Source organism: Leucobacter sp. WKLB1, assembly GCF_059696215.1.
This window is the reverse complement of the sequence record NZ_AP046115.1, coordinates 802,334-816,529: the sequence shown is the minus strand read 5'-3', so window position 1 is coordinate 816,529 and position 14,196 is coordinate 802,334. Positions and strand designations below refer to the sequence as shown.

Genomic DNA, 14,196 nt, shown 5'->3' with positions numbered 1-14,196 from the left:
CGCGAGTGCCCGTCGGCTGCCGCCGTGGGCGGCACCGAGCGCTACGGCGCCACGCTGTGCGTGGCGCTCTTAGTAGCGCTCCACCCCGCGCTTCGCTCCGTAGGCTGCCGCCGTGGGCGGCAGCGAGCGCTACGGCGCCACGCTGCGCGTGTCGCTCTTAGTAGCGCTCGCCCACCCGCACGGTGTAGCCGGCGTCGCGCAGCGCCTGCGCGACGACCTCGCCGTGATCGTGCCCACGGGTCTCGATGTGCAGCTCCAGCTCGACCTCACTGATCGGCAACTCGGTCGCGTGGCGGGTATGAATCACCTCGACGACGTTCGCGTTGTTTTCGGCGACGATCGACGCGGTGCGCACGAGCTGACCCGGCACATCGGGGAGCAGGATGCGCAGCTTCATGTACCGAGCAGACGCCGCGAGGCCGTGACCGATGACGCGCTGCAGCAGCAGCGGATCGATATTTCCGCCCGACAGAATCACCGCCGTCGGCCCGCTCACGTTCGCCTTGCCCGCGAGCATCGCGGCCACACCGGCCGCTCCTGCGGGCTCGACGACGAGTTTCGCCCGCTCGAGCAGCATCACGATGGCCCGCGCGATGTCGTCATCGCTGACGGTCACAACCTCATCGACGAACTCGCGCACGAGCTCGAAATTGCGGGCGCCCGGACGCGCGACGGCGATGCCGTCGGCGATCGTCGGCTTCGTCGTGATGGTGACCGGTTCACCCGCGTCGAGTGAGGCGACGAACGGCGACGCGTTCTCCGACTGCACGCCGATGATGCGCATGGGTCGCCCATCGCGCTGAGCGCGAAGCTTTGCCGCGACGGCGACGCCTGAGATCAGCCCGCCTCCGCCGACCGGCACCACGATCGTCTCGACTTCGGGCGCCTCATCGAGGATCTCGAGCGCGACCGTACCCTGCCCCTCGATCACCGCCTCATGGTCGAACGGCGGAATGAACGTCGCGCCCGTTTCTTCGACGAAACGCTGCGCAGCGGCATTCGTCTCGTGGAACGTCAAACCCTCGAGCACAACCTCTGCACCATAGCCGCGCGTGGCTTGCAACTTGGGCAGCGCGACCCCGAGCGGGGTGAAGATCGTCGCCTTGATGCCGAGTTCGCGCGCTGCGAACGCCACACCCTGCGCATGATTGCCTGCCGAGGCCGCAACGACGCCACGGGCGCGCTCGTCGTCTGTCAGCTGTGTGAGGCGATTGTACGCTCCGCGCAGTTTGTAGGCGCCCGTGCGCTGCAGATTCTCGCACTTCATGTACACCGGCACGCCGAGAATCTCGGCGAGGTACCGCGACGTCTCAAGCGGCGTGTGCTGCGTAACCTGATGCACATTCTCGAGCGCACGCTCGAAATCTGCGAGTACCGGTGCCGGCTTCTGCTCGGTCATGGACGTCCTCCCTTGCGACGCAGTTTGGCAATGCTGCGGGCCCGTTGCCGGGCTTCTTGGTGCGCGTGATCGTTGCGATGGTATTCGGCCACCGGGTCGGTTCCGGCCTCCCACTGTCGCTTCACCAGAGTGTTGACGATCGAGTTGGCGGCTGCAGCCAGCGGTACCGCGAACAGCGCACCGGGAATGCCCGCAACCAGTGCGCCGGTGGACACCGCAAGCACGACGCCGAGCGGGTGCACGCGCACTGCGCTGCCCATGACGAGCGGCTGCAGCACATGGCCTTCGATCTGGTTGACGAGGATCACCACGCCGAGCATGATCAGCGCGTTCACCGGCCCGTTGTACACGAGCGCAACGAAGGCCGCGAGGAGGCCGGTGCTGATGGCACCGAGGAACGGAATGAACGAGCCCAGGAAGACGAGAATGGCGATCGGAATCGCGAGCGGAACACCGAGCACTGCAGCCCCCACGCCGATGCCGACCGCGTCGACGAATGCGACGAAGATCTGCACGCGCACGTACTGCCCCACCGAGACCCAGCCGGCACGGCCCGCGGCGTCGACCGGAGCGTGTGCGCGGGCCGGCAGGAAGCCGAGCACCCAATTCCAGATGCGTCGACCGTCGATGAGCATGAAGATCAACGAGAAGATGGTGAGGAGCAGCCCGGTGACGAACTGGCCTGCGGAGGTGGCGACCCCCAGCGCACCGTTCCACAGCTCTGATTGGTGCCCCTCGATGGTCTTCAAGAGCTGATCGGTGAACCCGCCGATCTCTTTCGCCGAGATACCGAACGTTGCCTCGGCCCAGCGCAGCATCTCCCACCACACCTGCTCAGAGCGGTTTGCGACATCGCCGAGCCCGTCGCGCAGTTGCGTGATGATCAGGGTGAGCAGCACCCAGACGAAGGCTCCGAAGATTGCCAGGGCGAAGACGACGCCAAGCCACCGCGGCAGTTTCTGACGCTCGAACCAGTGCACGATCGGGGCGAGCAGCGCCGTGAGCAGAATCGCGATCAGCAGCGGAATCACAATGATGCGCACCTGCACCACCAGCCAGAGGAAACTGGCGAAGGCGATGCCGATCAGCAGCAGTCGCCACGACCACGCCGCGGCGACTCTCACCCCCAGCGGCAATTCGTGGGCAGCGTTTGTGCCCTCGACTTCCACGCCGCTCTCAGCGGCGGTGCTTCTGCGCTCTTCCACAGGCCAATCCTAGCGACGGGCAGATTCGAAACCGCTTATACGCTGCGATCGAGCAGTTTGCCGAGCCACCGTCGAGCGAACGCATCTTTGCCGGCGGTGTACGGCGGCATGATCGTCGACGCGAGAGTGTCGGGTGCGAGCGGCTTCGCGAGCACCGCCTTCTCGTGGCTGAACAATCGGAACGATCGCTCACCGTGGTAGGCACCGCTCCCACTCTCCCCGACTCCGCCGAACGGCAAGTCGGGGACAACGAGGTGCAGAGCCGGCACGTCGAATCCAAGCGCGCCCGAACTGGTCTCGCGTTCCCATTTCCGCCGAACCGTGGCGTCCCCACTGAAGACGTAGGCGGCGAGTGGCTTGTCCCGGGTGTTCACGAACGCGATCGCGTCGTCGAGACTTGTCATGGGCACGAGCGGCAGGATCGGCCCGAAGATCTCGTCACTCATGACCGGTGCCCCCCGATCGACATCCGCGAGCACCGTCGGAGCGAGGTAGCGCGTCGCGGCATCATGTTCGCCCCCGGTCACCACTGTCCCGTCGCCCAGATACCCGACCAGGCGTGCGAACTGCGCGTCGTTCACGATCCGCCCGTAGTCGGGGTTCGCGTGGACCGCGCTGCCATACAGTTCGTGGATCGCATCGACGAGGTGTCGCTGCAGCGCTGCGAGCACCGTCGGCGTTCCGAGCACGTAGTCGGGTGCGACGCACGTCTGGCCCGCGTTCATGAACTTGCCCCAGGCGATGCGGCGAGCCGCATCCGCCAGCGAAGTCGTCGTATCGATGTAGACCGGAGACTTGCCTCCGAGTTCGAGGGTGACCGGGGTGAGGTGATCCGCCGCCGCGTGCGCGATGATGCGGCCCACTCGCCCGTTGCCTGTGTAGAACAGGTGATCGAATCGCTCGGCGAGCAGCGCCGTTGTCTCGGGTACACCGCCCTCAATCACCGCGACGGCGCGCCGGTCGAGTACCTCGGGCACCAGACGACCGATCAGCGCCGACGTCGCGGGGGCCAGCTCGCTGGGCTTGATCACAACGGCATTGCCCGCAGCCAGCGCACCGATGACCGGTGAGAGCGCAAGCATGAGCGGGTAATTCCACGGTGCGATCACGAGCACGACGCCGAGGGGCTCCGCAATGACCCGGGCAGCGGCCGGCTGCACCGCGAGCGGCACGCGCATGCGACGCGCCCGCATCCACTGACGCAGATGCCGAAGGGCGTAATCGATCTCGGCGATCACGAAACCGATTTCGGTCAACTGCGACTCGGTACCCGATTTGCCGAGATCGGCGTGTAACGCCGCCTCGAACTCGTCGGCACGATTGGCGAGTGCGTCTCTGAGTCGCCGCAGTTGCTCGCGGCGCCAGGTCTCGGGTCTGGTCACTCCCGCCGCAAAAGAATGCCGCAGGCCTGCGGCGATGTCAGGAATCCGCTCGAGCGTCGTGCCGTTCATACGGCCACCTTACGCACCGCGTCTCAGTGCGCGCGCAAGGTCAGGGGGTCACCAGAAGTGCAGCGCCGGAATGATGAGGAAGATGCCGATCAGCACCACGACCACTGAGAGACCGAAGCAGACGTTCGCCGCGATCGTCGCCCACCGCGGGCGGCCGATGTCGTCGACGTCGTCGTCTTCATCGTCGCGCGAGGGGCCGTTTGGCTCGAACGTGCCGTCTGCAAGTCGCGCCGGGGGTGCCGGGGTGGCCAGGAAGCGAAGGCCGAGCGAGTACAGCGCGACCACGAACACCGCAGCGAAGAGCGCGGCGCCGAAGACGATCAGAAATGCCATCCAGTCGATCATCGTTCGCCCTCCGATTCCTTCGCGTCAGCCACCTGTGACTGCGCCGAACGCTCCGCTCGGGCGGCCTCGCGCGCGAGCCTCTCGGCTTCTCGTGCCGCCTCTTTCGCAGCGATGTCATCGAGCACGGCCGCCTGGGCAACCGACGTCAGGGGCGGCATCGTGCCGGTCTCAGTCTTGACCTGCTTGACCTTGCCCTTGCGAATGCGCACGGCATAGCCCGATTCCGCGACGTCTGGCACCGGAATCGCGTTGCCGTGATCGACCTTGTTGCGGCTCGAACGCCAGAAGATGAAGAGGATGAAGGCGAACCCGAGCACGGCGTCGATGATGACGCCGACGAACCCGGTGTGCGCGATGGCCGCGGCGATCGCGCCGACGGCGCCCGACGCGGGAAGGGTGAAGAGCCACCCCGAGGCGATGCGCCCAACGGTGCGCCAGCGCACACTTGACCCGCGGCGACCCAGACCCGAACCGATGACGGAGCCCGATGCGACCTGCGTCGTCGAGAGTGCGAAGCCGAGGTGGCTTGACGCCAGAATGGTGGCTGCGGTGCTCGTCTCAGCGGCGAACCCTTGCGCGGGCTTCACCTGGGTCAGACCTGCACCGAGCGTACGAATGATGCGCCAGCCGCCGGAGTACGTGCCGAGCGCAATCGCGAGCGCGCAGGCCACGACGACCCAGAGATGCGGGCCGGTGCCCGGGTCTTGCAGGTTGGCGGCGACGAGCGTGAGGGTAATGACACCCATCGTCTTCTGCGCGTCATTCGTACCGTGCGCGAGCGCGATGAGTGACGACGACGCGATCTGGGCGTAGCGGAATCGACCGCGGCCGTCTTTCTTGCCGTCGTTGCGCTTGGTGATCGCGTACGCCACCTTCGTCGCGGTGAACGCAACGATGCCGGCGGTGAGCGGGGCCGCGACCATCGGGATCAGAATCTTCGACAGGAAGACGCCGCCGTTAATCGCTGCGACGCCGGCACCGACGATCGCTGCACCGATGAGGCCGCCGAAGAGCGCGTGCGACGAGCTTGACGGGAGACCGTAGAGCCAGGTGACGAGGTTCCAGACAACCGCGCCGATGAGACCCGCGAAGATCAGCTCAGGCGTAATGAGTACGCCATCACCACCCTCGTTGATGAGCCCACCCGAGATCGTCTTGGCGACCTCGGTCGAGAGGAACGCGCCCACGAGGTTGAGAATCGCGGCGAGGAGCACCGCGGTCTTCGGCTTCAGCGCACCGGTCGCGATGGGCGTCGCCATCGCGTTCGCGGTGTCATGGAAACCGTTCGTGAAGTCGAAGAAGAGGGCCAGTACGATGACCAGCAGCACGATGAGGGTGAGTTCCACCGGCGTCTTTCGTTCGGGAGCGGGACCCTGTCGGGCCTTCCGGTACACACCGGCGAAGTCACCTCGTATTCACGTTTCCGTGAGGCTCGAGAGTCACTGCGCAAGCGCCGTACATCATGGTTACATCTGGCTCACGGCAGGTCAAGCTGAGCCGATGAGTTCACCTGTCGTTCACCTTGAGGTCGAGACCTGCTGCCGCACAGCCACCCGGAGTACGCTGGTGGGGTCGATCGAGAGGACCACATGAGCACCGCAGCACTCACCGATTTCACGCCCGAGTCGGGCACCGTCACGATGTTCTCCACCGTCTGGTGCGGGTACTGCAAGCGTCTAAAGCTCATGCTCGACAAGACGGGTATCGGCTACACCGTCGTCGATATCGAGGAGACGCCCGGCACCGAAGAACTCGTCAAGTCGGTCAACGGCGGCAATGCGGTCGTACCGACGCTCGTGTTCCCTGACGGGTCCACCGCGACGAACCCGTCACTGAAAGACGTGCAGGATCGCCTGAACGCCTGACCCGCTCCACCCGAGGCGGTGTTCGGCTCACCCGAAGTTGAGTCGCGCCTCTTCGTACCGGGCATCTGACACGGTCTTCAGGTGCCCGACTGCCTCGGCGAGCGGCACCATTTCGATGCGATCGCCGCGCAGCCCCGCCATGGTGCCCCACTGCCCTGCCTCCGCGGCGTCGGCCGCAGCGATACCGGTGCGCGTCGCGAGCACGCGGTCAAACGCCGTCGGCGATCCGCCGCGCTGCACGTGCCCGAGCACGGTTGCGCGAGTCTCGATGCCGGTGTGCTGCTCGATGAGCGGCGCGAGCACCTCGGCGATCCCGCCGAGCCGGGGGCGCCCGAAGCCGTCGAGCCCCTGGCGCGTCGTCTGCTCCGCTTCACCCGCGAGCCGGAACCCCTCCGCGACAACCACCAGAGATGATCGTCCGCGGTCGCGCACGCTGAGCACCCACTCGCTGATCTGCTCGATCGATTCGGGGAATTCGGGAATCAGTGTGACCTGCGCACCTCCCGCCATACCGGCGTGCAGGGCTATCCAACCGACATCGCGGCCCATCACTTCGAGCACCATGCAGCGGCGGTGCGATTCGCCCGTGGTGCGCAGACGGTCGATAGCCTCCGACGCAATCGACACCGCGGTATCGAAGCCGAAGGTGAAATCAGTGCCACCGAGATCGTTATCGATGGTCTTGGGCAGGCCGATCGCGGGGATACCGTGTTCGGTGAGCAACTGCGCGACGGTCTGGGTTCCATTGCCGCCGATGAGCAAGAAGGCGTCAATGCCGTACTCGGCAACGCGATCCCGAATCGCCTGAATGTCGGCTTCGTCACCCCGCCCCGAGAGGAAGGGCTGCACGCGACTCGTGCCGAGGATCACTCCACCCAACGGTGAGATGCCACGCACCGCCGCACGGTCGAGCGGCACCAGATCGCCTTCGTGGAAGCCGCGCCAGCCGTCCATGAAGCCGACCATGTCGAAGCCGTGGACCTCGACCCCGCGGAGCACTGCTCCACGGATGGCCGCGTTCATCCCGGGGCTATCTCCGCCTGAACACAACACTCCGATACGCATGCGACACCTCATCTTTCGACGCGCGAACACTTTCGGGCAGACGCGTGCCACGGTGCCCGAAGTCCAGCTTAGCTGGCAGGATCCTCGCGCATGTTCACGTTCGAGCCAAAATGGAGACGCATGCGGCCAGAGAACCGAACACCTCGACCCGCTGCAGCGTTACTCCCCTGACTGCTCGACGGCCTTCGTCAGCACACCAATCAAGGCCTGCAGCTGCACCGAGTCGACGTCCTCCGCCGGAGCCGCGGCTCCGTCGAGTGCACGAGCGGCGAGCCCGGCCTTGCCGTCGATGAGCTCGGCGATCTTCGCGTCGATGGTCTGCGCGGCGACGATGCGCCACGCGGTGACCGGCTCGTCTTGGCCGATACGGTGCACACGGTCGATCGCCTGCGTCTGCTCGGCATCGGTCCAGCTGAGCTCAGCAAGCACCACGTTCGAGGATGCCTGCAGGTTCACGCCCACGCCGGCGGCGGTCAACGAGCAGACCGCCACAGAGATCTCGGGGTTCTGGTTGAATGCATCGATCTGCTCCTGGCGGAACGCCGCGGTCTGATCTCCGCGGATGGAGACCGTCTTGAGCCCGGCCTCTGCGAGCTGTCGCTCGACACGATCCATGACATCGATGTGCTTCGCGAAGAAGACGACCTTGCCGACCGATCGCGCGAGCTGCGCCGCATAGTCCGCGGCGAGCGCAGCCTTCGCCTGGCCGATCTGGCGCACCATGGTGAAGACGTTGAGCCCGTCTGCCGACGAGTTCGACTCCTCCAGCTCTTGCGCGGCGACCATACGAATGATCGCGGTGTCATCGAGCTTCTCGCCGAGCTTGCCGCGCTTCACGACACGGAAGCGGTCGAGCAGTTTCTTCGCGAGCTGGGCCTCGGCCTCGCGGATGCCGCGGCCGAGGTCGTCATCGAGTTCGACGGGCAGATCGACGACGCGCTTCGCGGGCAGGTCGGCGGCGACGTCGATCTTGCGGCGACGCACGATGCCCATATCGATCACGCTCTGGCGCGCTTCACGGTAGAACGACTGGTCTGCCGGCGTCCATCCGTTGTTCTCGAGACGCGCCATCAGGTCGGAGCCCGGCTTGTCGCTCTCGGTCCACCCGAGGAAACGCCAGATCGCGCGGAAATCATCGATGTCGTTGATGAGCGGTGTGCCCGTCAGCGCGATCAGCAGGGGCGAGACGCCCGGGGTGCGTTCACGGATGCGCTCAGAGATGGCGAGCACGTTGCGCGAGCGCTGCGACTGCACGTTCTTGATCATGTGCGCCTCATCGACGACCATGCCCTTGAATCCGAAGTCTGAGATCCAGCTCAGGTGGCGATCAAGGATGTCGTAGTTCACGACGAACACATCGGCGAAGGCATCGATGTTCTGTCCGTCGCCATGGATGACCGTGACTCGACGCTGCGGCGTCCACCGCTCGACCTCGCGCGCCCAGTTCATCTTCACGACGTTGGGCACGACGACGAGCAGCGGGTAGGCGTCGGCAACCGACGCCGCGAGCACGGACTGCGCAGTCTTGCCGAGGCCCGGCTCATCGGCGAGCAGGAAGCTGCGGTGCCCGTCGCGCACACCGGCGAGGAAGCGGGCCTGGTGCGGCATGAGTTCGCGCCCGGCGGGGGCGAGGCGATCCGGCACCGGTGGCGCCGGAAGATCCATGCACGCCGACCCGCCACCGCCCTGCTCGAACGACTTGAGCAGCGGACCGAGCAACTCCCAGTTCGCGAGGCGCACGACCGGGGTCGGCTGCTTCGGCGGGGCGAGGTCGGGTGACAGGAACGGGTTCGCGAGCATGCGGGCCTCGATGCCCGCGGGCTCGACCTGGCGCTCCGCGAGCTCGGGCGGCACAATCGCTCGCGCGGGTTCGGGTGCCGCCTTCTCTTCTTCGGGAAGCTCGATGCCAGCTTGTCCGAGCATCTTGCGCTTCAGAAGTCGAGTGGCCTCCGTGATCGCTGCGGTCGGTTCGAGCAGCGTGATGAGGCTGGTGTCTCGGGCAGCGGTCTTGGCGAGGATCGCCGCCACGCCGTCCAGACGCTTGAGCGTCTCTGCGCGCTCCGAGTCGCTGACCTGATCATCGGTCTTCACCCGGGCGCGCTCTTCGCGCATGAGCAGGGCGATGACGTGAAACTTGGTGCGGTTCGCCGGGGTGGCCTTGCCCCGTTGCGCCGACGATTCGACCTCGCGCACGGCACGCGCGAGCAGCGGAATGATGCCCTCGTTGTGCGTGTGCTTGCGGCGGCCGTTCGAGCGCGACTGACCGCGCTGAGCGCCGCCCTTTTGCTGGGACTGGCGCGTGGCAGTGGTGGTTGCCAAAGGATCTCCTGATCGGCGAGTTGCAGTCTCGGAACGCGTACCGAGTCGCGGGCCGCTCGCGGGTTCGGAGCCTGACCTCATGCGCGGCATGGGACTCACGAACCGCAGAAAACGCGACCGTGCTCACGATTCTAGCATTCGCCTCGCTGCGTTCGGCCAAACGATGACGGAATACGAAGCTCGCAATCAGTTGGCGAGCAACTGTCGCGCACGCGCGACGTCGTCATCCATCTGCTCGATGAGCGCGTCGAGCGAGTCGAAGCGCACCATGCCGCGAAGACGGTGAGCGAAGCGCACCTCCATGACGCGCCCGTACAGGTCGCCCGAGAAGTCGAGAATGAACGCCTCGACGCGCGAGACCTCATCGGGAGTGAAGGTCGGGTTGTTGCCGACGGAGATCGCGGCCGCCCGCTCCTCCCCGTCGATGACGACCCACCCGGCGTAGACACCGTCGGCGGGCACGAGACCCTCGAGCGCACCGCCGAGATTCGCGGTCGGAAACCCGAGCTCGCGACCGCGGGCATCGCCGTGCACGATTTCGCCGCGCACCGCGACAGGCCGCCCGGTCATGCGGGCTGCCGCCTCCACGTCTCCGGCGAGCACGGCGGTGCGAATGCGCGACGACGACACCTGCCCGGCCTCATCATCTTCCACGAAATCAAGCACCTCTGCGACGAACCCGTGCTGCGCACCCAACGCACGCAAGAGGTCTCCATCACCGGCTCCGCGATGCCCGAAACGGAAGTCCCCGCCCATGATGATGTGCTTTGCATTGAGACGGCCGACGAGCACATCGACCACGAACGTCTCCGCCGGAATCGACGCGAAGTCGGCGTCGAAATCGACCATGACGCACGCATCGAGTCCGAGTGCCGCGATGGCCTCGAGTCGCTGGGTACGACTCATCAGCGGGCGCGGGCACGCCTCGGGGTTCAAGAACCCGAGTGGGTGGTTCGCGAACGTGAAAGCGACACTGCGAGTCTGCTCATCAGTCGCGGCGACGCGCATGCGCTCGAGGATCGCCTGGTGCCCGAGATGCAACCCGTCGAACTTGCCGACTGCGACACAGCTCCCGTCGGCAAAATCCGCGGGGTCGATCGCGTCGATCGATTCGATGATCTGCATCACGCAGACCCGGCTGCTGCGCGTTCCGCCTTGCCCGAGCTGCGGAGCCAGAGCAGGCCAAGCACCGGAAGCACGAGCGGAATGAAGACGTAGCCGCTGCCGAAGAATGACCACACAGAAGGGTGGCCGAAGAGCTGCGGCTCGATCACGCTCAGGAGGCCCACGACGAGCACACCGGCGAGTTCGAAGATGAGCGCCGCCCAGGCGATCGTGCGCCAGATGCCACGGCGCTTGATCAGTGCGATCGTCGCGACGATGTAGACGACGCCCGACAGTGCCGACAACGAATACGCGAGCGGTGCCTCATCGAACTTCGCGATGATCTGGTAAACCGAGCGGAATGTCGCTGCGATCGCGAGCACGATGTAGACCGTGATGAGCACACGGCCCAGGCCACCGAGACGATCGGCGCGCTGGGCGCGCTTCTCGACAGGTGTTGCGGGTGAGGCGGTGGCTCGTGATTCGGCATTCGACACGCGGATCAGTGTACTCGCCCCCGAACCCGAGCTCGTGCGCATCGCACGAAGCTTCGGGGAACGGATACCGGCACTGCCGAACGCTCAGGTCTCCGCGAGCTCGCTCGCGATGCGATCGGTGACTTCGGCTCCGACACTCGCGAGAAACACCTCGCCATTGCCAGTGATTCGAATCGGCTCGCCCGCTGAGACGTACAGGCTTTGACCGCGGCGTACCCGAGCGACCTCGGCGAGTGGCGCTTCCGGTCGTTCGATGCGTACCGTGCCTTCCGTCACGATCAGCACGACCGGGCAGAGCACGGGCAGTTCGACTTCCGTCGCCGCTTCGCCGACCGAAGCTTCGGAGCCGCTCTCCAGCGCCGCATCCCGCACGCGCACGCGCACCAACTGGAACTCGGGCACCTGCGGACGCCAGGCCAGCACTCCTGGCCGTACCCGTTCCGCGGGAAAGCGAGGATCGTCGAGCTCGTCGGTGTCGACGATGCGGCAGAGCTCGACGATGTCGACGTGTTTGCGCGTCAGGCCCGCGCGCAGCACGTTGTCGGAGGACGCCATGACCTCGACCGCGACCCCGCTGAGATAGGCGTGCAGCTGACCTGCGCCGAGGTAGATTGCCTCGCCCGGCTTCAGACGCACGAGATGGAGCAGCACCGAGACCAGCACCCCCGGGTCTGCCGGATGCGCGGCGACGAGCGAGCGCAGCGCGGTGAGGCGATCCGGATCGACCGCACCGTCTTCCAGTGCGCGCACCCAGAAATCCACCTCGCCGTGCTCCGCCGCGCCCAACACCTCGTCGATGCAGCGCAGCGCATCGAGAATCGCGGGGTCGTCGCTGAACACCCAGGTCAGAAACTCTCGACGCAGCGCCTGCGGATCGCGCCCGACGAGTCGGCACGCTGCACGCTCGAACCCGGCGGCTCCAGCGTCGTGACCGACTTCGCGGGCCGCGGCGGCCAGCAGCAGCAGGTCTTCCCTGGCCGTCGCGAGATCGCGGAACCCGCTGAGCGCCGTGACCTCCCCGAGCGCGACCAGCAGCTCGGGTTTGTGGGTCGGGTCGCCATAGTTGCGGTGGCGTGCGTCGCGCGCAACGCCCGCGGCTTCTTCGGCGGCGAACCCCGCAGCCGCCTGCTGCTGATTCGGGTGCACCTGGAGTGAGAGCGGAGCGCCGATAGCGAGCACTTTCAGCAGGAACGGGAGCGGCCCACCGTCGACGCCATATCGTTCAGGGTCGCTCTCAACCAGATCGATGAGCGTGTGCTGCACTGGAGTGGCTTTCGCGACGTGCGCCGGGCTGCCGGGATGCGTACCGAGCCAGAGTTCCGCTTGCGGCTCGCCGGTCGGGGCGGTGCCGAGCATCTGCGGCAGCGCGTCCGTCGAACCCCAGTCGTATGCCCTGGGGGTGTTCTCGATGAAGATCAGCACGTCTTTCCTCCGCTGCCCGCAGGCGTCAGCTGCACATGGTCCCCCGTGAAGCATGAACTACCATACCGACTATGTCGGAGAGCAAGACGAGACTCGGAGTGAGCGCGTACGCGATCTGCGTGTTCATCCTCACTTTGGGCGCGAACGGCCTGCGCAACATGGTCGACTGGCCCGGTTTTCTGGGGCTCGGTGCTGCGTTGGTGGTCTGGGGCATCGTCATCTTCGTGCGCGAGCGCCCCGATCGGTTCCGCTGGTACCGGTTGCCTGCACCGCTGTACTGGTTTCTCGGTCTCGCGATCCTCTCCATCGCATGGTCGCAGTACCGCGTCGAGAGCGTACTCGGCGTGCTCGCCCAGTTGGCGACCACGCTCCTCGCCGTGGTGATCGCGTTCGTGCTGTCGTGGCACGAAGTGCTGCGCACGCTCGGCACGGCCCTGCGCTATCTGCTGGGGCTCTCGCTCGTCTTCGAGCTGTTCGTCGCGGTAATCGTGCGCGAACCGCTGCTGCAGAACTTCATCGACGTGCCAGACGGCAAAATCCCCAAACTGCTCTACTGGAGCCGCGACCTGCTGTTCGCCGGTGGGCCGATTCAGGGTCTCGTTGCGAGCTCGGTGCTGCTCGGCTTCCTCGCGCTACTCGGCGTCATCATCTTCGGCATTCAATTGCGAGCGGGCCTCGTGCGCCCCGTCTGGGGCTGGTTCTGGGTGGTGGTGTCGTTCGGCATCATTCTGCTCACCCGCGCCGCCACCGTGTGGGTCGCTCTGGCGGCGGTGCTCATCGCGCTCGCCCTGGCGCTGTGGGCGCGTCGCCTCGGCCCGGAGCGCCGCGTACCGCTCTACGTGACCGGCGGCGTGCTGCTCGCCGCCGCGATCGGGGCAGCGCTGTTCGCCCGCGACTTCGTCTTCGGCCTGCTCGGCAAGAGCGGCGACCTCACCGGCCGGGTCGAGACGTGGCACAAGGTCATCGAATTGGCGGATCAGCGGCCCTGGTTCGGCTGGGGCTGGGTGAGCTACTGGGCGCCCTGGGCAGAACCTTTCAAGTCGCTCGATGTCAAGGCCGGCATCTCGGTCATGAGTGCGCACAACGCCTGGCTCGACGTCTGGTTCCAGCTCGGCATCGTCGGGGTGCTCGCGTTCGCGCCGCTGATCGTGCTGACCACGTGGCGAGTGTGGTTCCGTGCGGTCGATCCGCCGCGTCGTGGTTACGGCCCGCCGCTGCCCTACGCAACAAGCGCGCTCTGGCCGTTCCTGCTCGTCGTCGCGCTGCTGGTGCAGTCGCTCACCGAGAGTCGATTGCTCATCGAGGGCAACTGGCTGCTGCTCGTGCTGCTCGCGGTCAAGTCGCGGTTCGACTTCGCCCTGCCGTCGCTTGAGGCAGAACCCACGCTCATTCCGTGGCGGCGCGTGCCCATCACGCACGACACGGGCGCGATCGGTGTGTCGCGCGGCGCGGCTGCAGCACCGGGTGGCGAGCAGGCTGCGCAAGCACGACAGCGGGCAACGCGATGACGACCCTTCACCTGAC

General features: G+C 66.4%; 12 protein-coding genes. 2 read left to right on the top strand and 10 right to left on the bottom strand.

Going from position 1 to position 14,196, the window contains the following annotated elements:
• Positions 1–157: 157 nt before the first annotated feature.
• Genes ilvA through ACZF5Y_RS03810 form a run of 5 tightly spaced genes read right to left on the bottom strand, consistent with a single transcriptional unit; the run spans position 158 to position 5,746 of the window.
• The gene (ilvA, locus tag ACZF5Y_RS03830) at positions 158–1,399 is read right to left on the bottom strand and encodes a threonine ammonia-lyase (RefSeq protein WP_497534506.1); all 1,242 of its coding nucleotides are present in this window, start codon (positions 1,397–1,399) and stop codon (positions 158–160) included.
• Entirely contained in the window at positions 1,396–2,604 is a 1,209-nt protein-coding gene (locus tag ACZF5Y_RS03825; protein ID WP_497534505.1) for an AI-2E family transporter, read from the bottom strand. Before ACZF5Y_RS03825 ends, ilvA begins: the two co-directional genes overlap by 4 nt.
• Before the next feature lie 35 nt (positions 2,605–2,639).
• Complete coding sequence (locus tag ACZF5Y_RS03820) at positions 2,640–4,055, bottom strand: aldehyde dehydrogenase family protein (protein ID WP_497534504.1); 1,416 nt, start codon at positions 4,053–4,055, stop codon at positions 2,640–2,642.
• Positions 4,056–4,103: 48 nt separating this feature from the next.
• The gene (locus ACZF5Y_RS03815) at positions 4,104–4,400 is read right to left on the bottom strand and encodes a hypothetical protein (protein WP_497534503.1); all 297 of its coding nucleotides are present in this window, start codon (positions 4,398–4,400) and stop codon (positions 4,104–4,106) included.
• Positions 4,397–5,746, bottom strand: coding sequence for an inorganic phosphate transporter (locus ACZF5Y_RS03810; RefSeq protein WP_497534502.1), 1,350 nt, complete (start codon positions 5,744–5,746; stop codon positions 4,397–4,399). The genes ACZF5Y_RS03815 and ACZF5Y_RS03810 overlap by 4 nt, the downstream gene beginning before the upstream one ends.
• A 243-nt stretch (positions 5,747–5,989) precedes the next feature.
• Here ACZF5Y_RS03810 and ACZF5Y_RS03805 point away from each other — a divergent pair, with 243 nt between their 5' ends.
• Positions 5,990–6,265, top strand: coding sequence for a mycoredoxin (locus ACZF5Y_RS03805; RefSeq protein WP_053386855.1), 276 nt, complete (start codon positions 5,990–5,992; stop codon positions 6,263–6,265).
• 27 nt (positions 6,266–6,292) lie between these two features.
• On the opposite strand, the gene ACZF5Y_RS03800 is transcribed toward ACZF5Y_RS03805, so the two are convergent.
• From ACZF5Y_RS03800 to manA, 5 genes are all read right to left on the bottom strand, one after another.
• Entirely contained in the window at positions 6,293–7,330 is a 1,038-nt protein-coding gene (locus ACZF5Y_RS03800; RefSeq protein WP_497534501.1) for a 6-phosphofructokinase, read from the bottom strand.
• 159 nt (positions 7,331–7,489) lie between these two features.
• On the bottom strand, positions 7,490–9,649 hold the full coding sequence (locus ACZF5Y_RS03795; RefSeq protein ID WP_497534500.1) for a DEAD/DEAH box helicase: 2,160 nt from the start codon (positions 9,647–9,649) through the stop codon (positions 7,490–7,492).
• 186 nt (positions 9,650–9,835) lie between these two features.
• Complete coding sequence (locus ACZF5Y_RS03790) at positions 9,836–10,774, bottom strand: bifunctional riboflavin kinase/FAD synthetase (protein WP_497534499.1); 939 nt, start codon at positions 10,772–10,774, stop codon at positions 9,836–9,838.
• On the bottom strand, positions 10,774–11,250 hold the full coding sequence (locus ACZF5Y_RS03785; RefSeq protein WP_497534498.1) for a hypothetical protein: 477 nt from the start codon (positions 11,248–11,250) through the stop codon (positions 10,774–10,776). The genes ACZF5Y_RS03790 and ACZF5Y_RS03785 overlap by 1 nt, the downstream gene beginning before the upstream one ends.
• An 84-nt stretch (positions 11,251–11,334) precedes the next feature.
• Entirely contained in the window at positions 11,335–12,672 is a 1,338-nt protein-coding gene (gene manA / locus ACZF5Y_RS03780) for a mannose-6-phosphate isomerase, class I (RefSeq protein ID WP_497534497.1), read from the bottom strand.
• Between the two features lie 71 nt (positions 12,673–12,743).
• Here manA and ACZF5Y_RS03775 point away from each other — a divergent pair, with 71 nt between their 5' ends.
• Positions 12,744–14,180, top strand: a complete 1,437-nt coding sequence (locus ACZF5Y_RS03775) for an O-antigen ligase family protein (protein WP_497534496.1) — start codon at positions 12,744–12,746, stop codon at positions 14,178–14,180.
• Positions 14,181–14,196 lie beyond the last annotated feature (16 nt).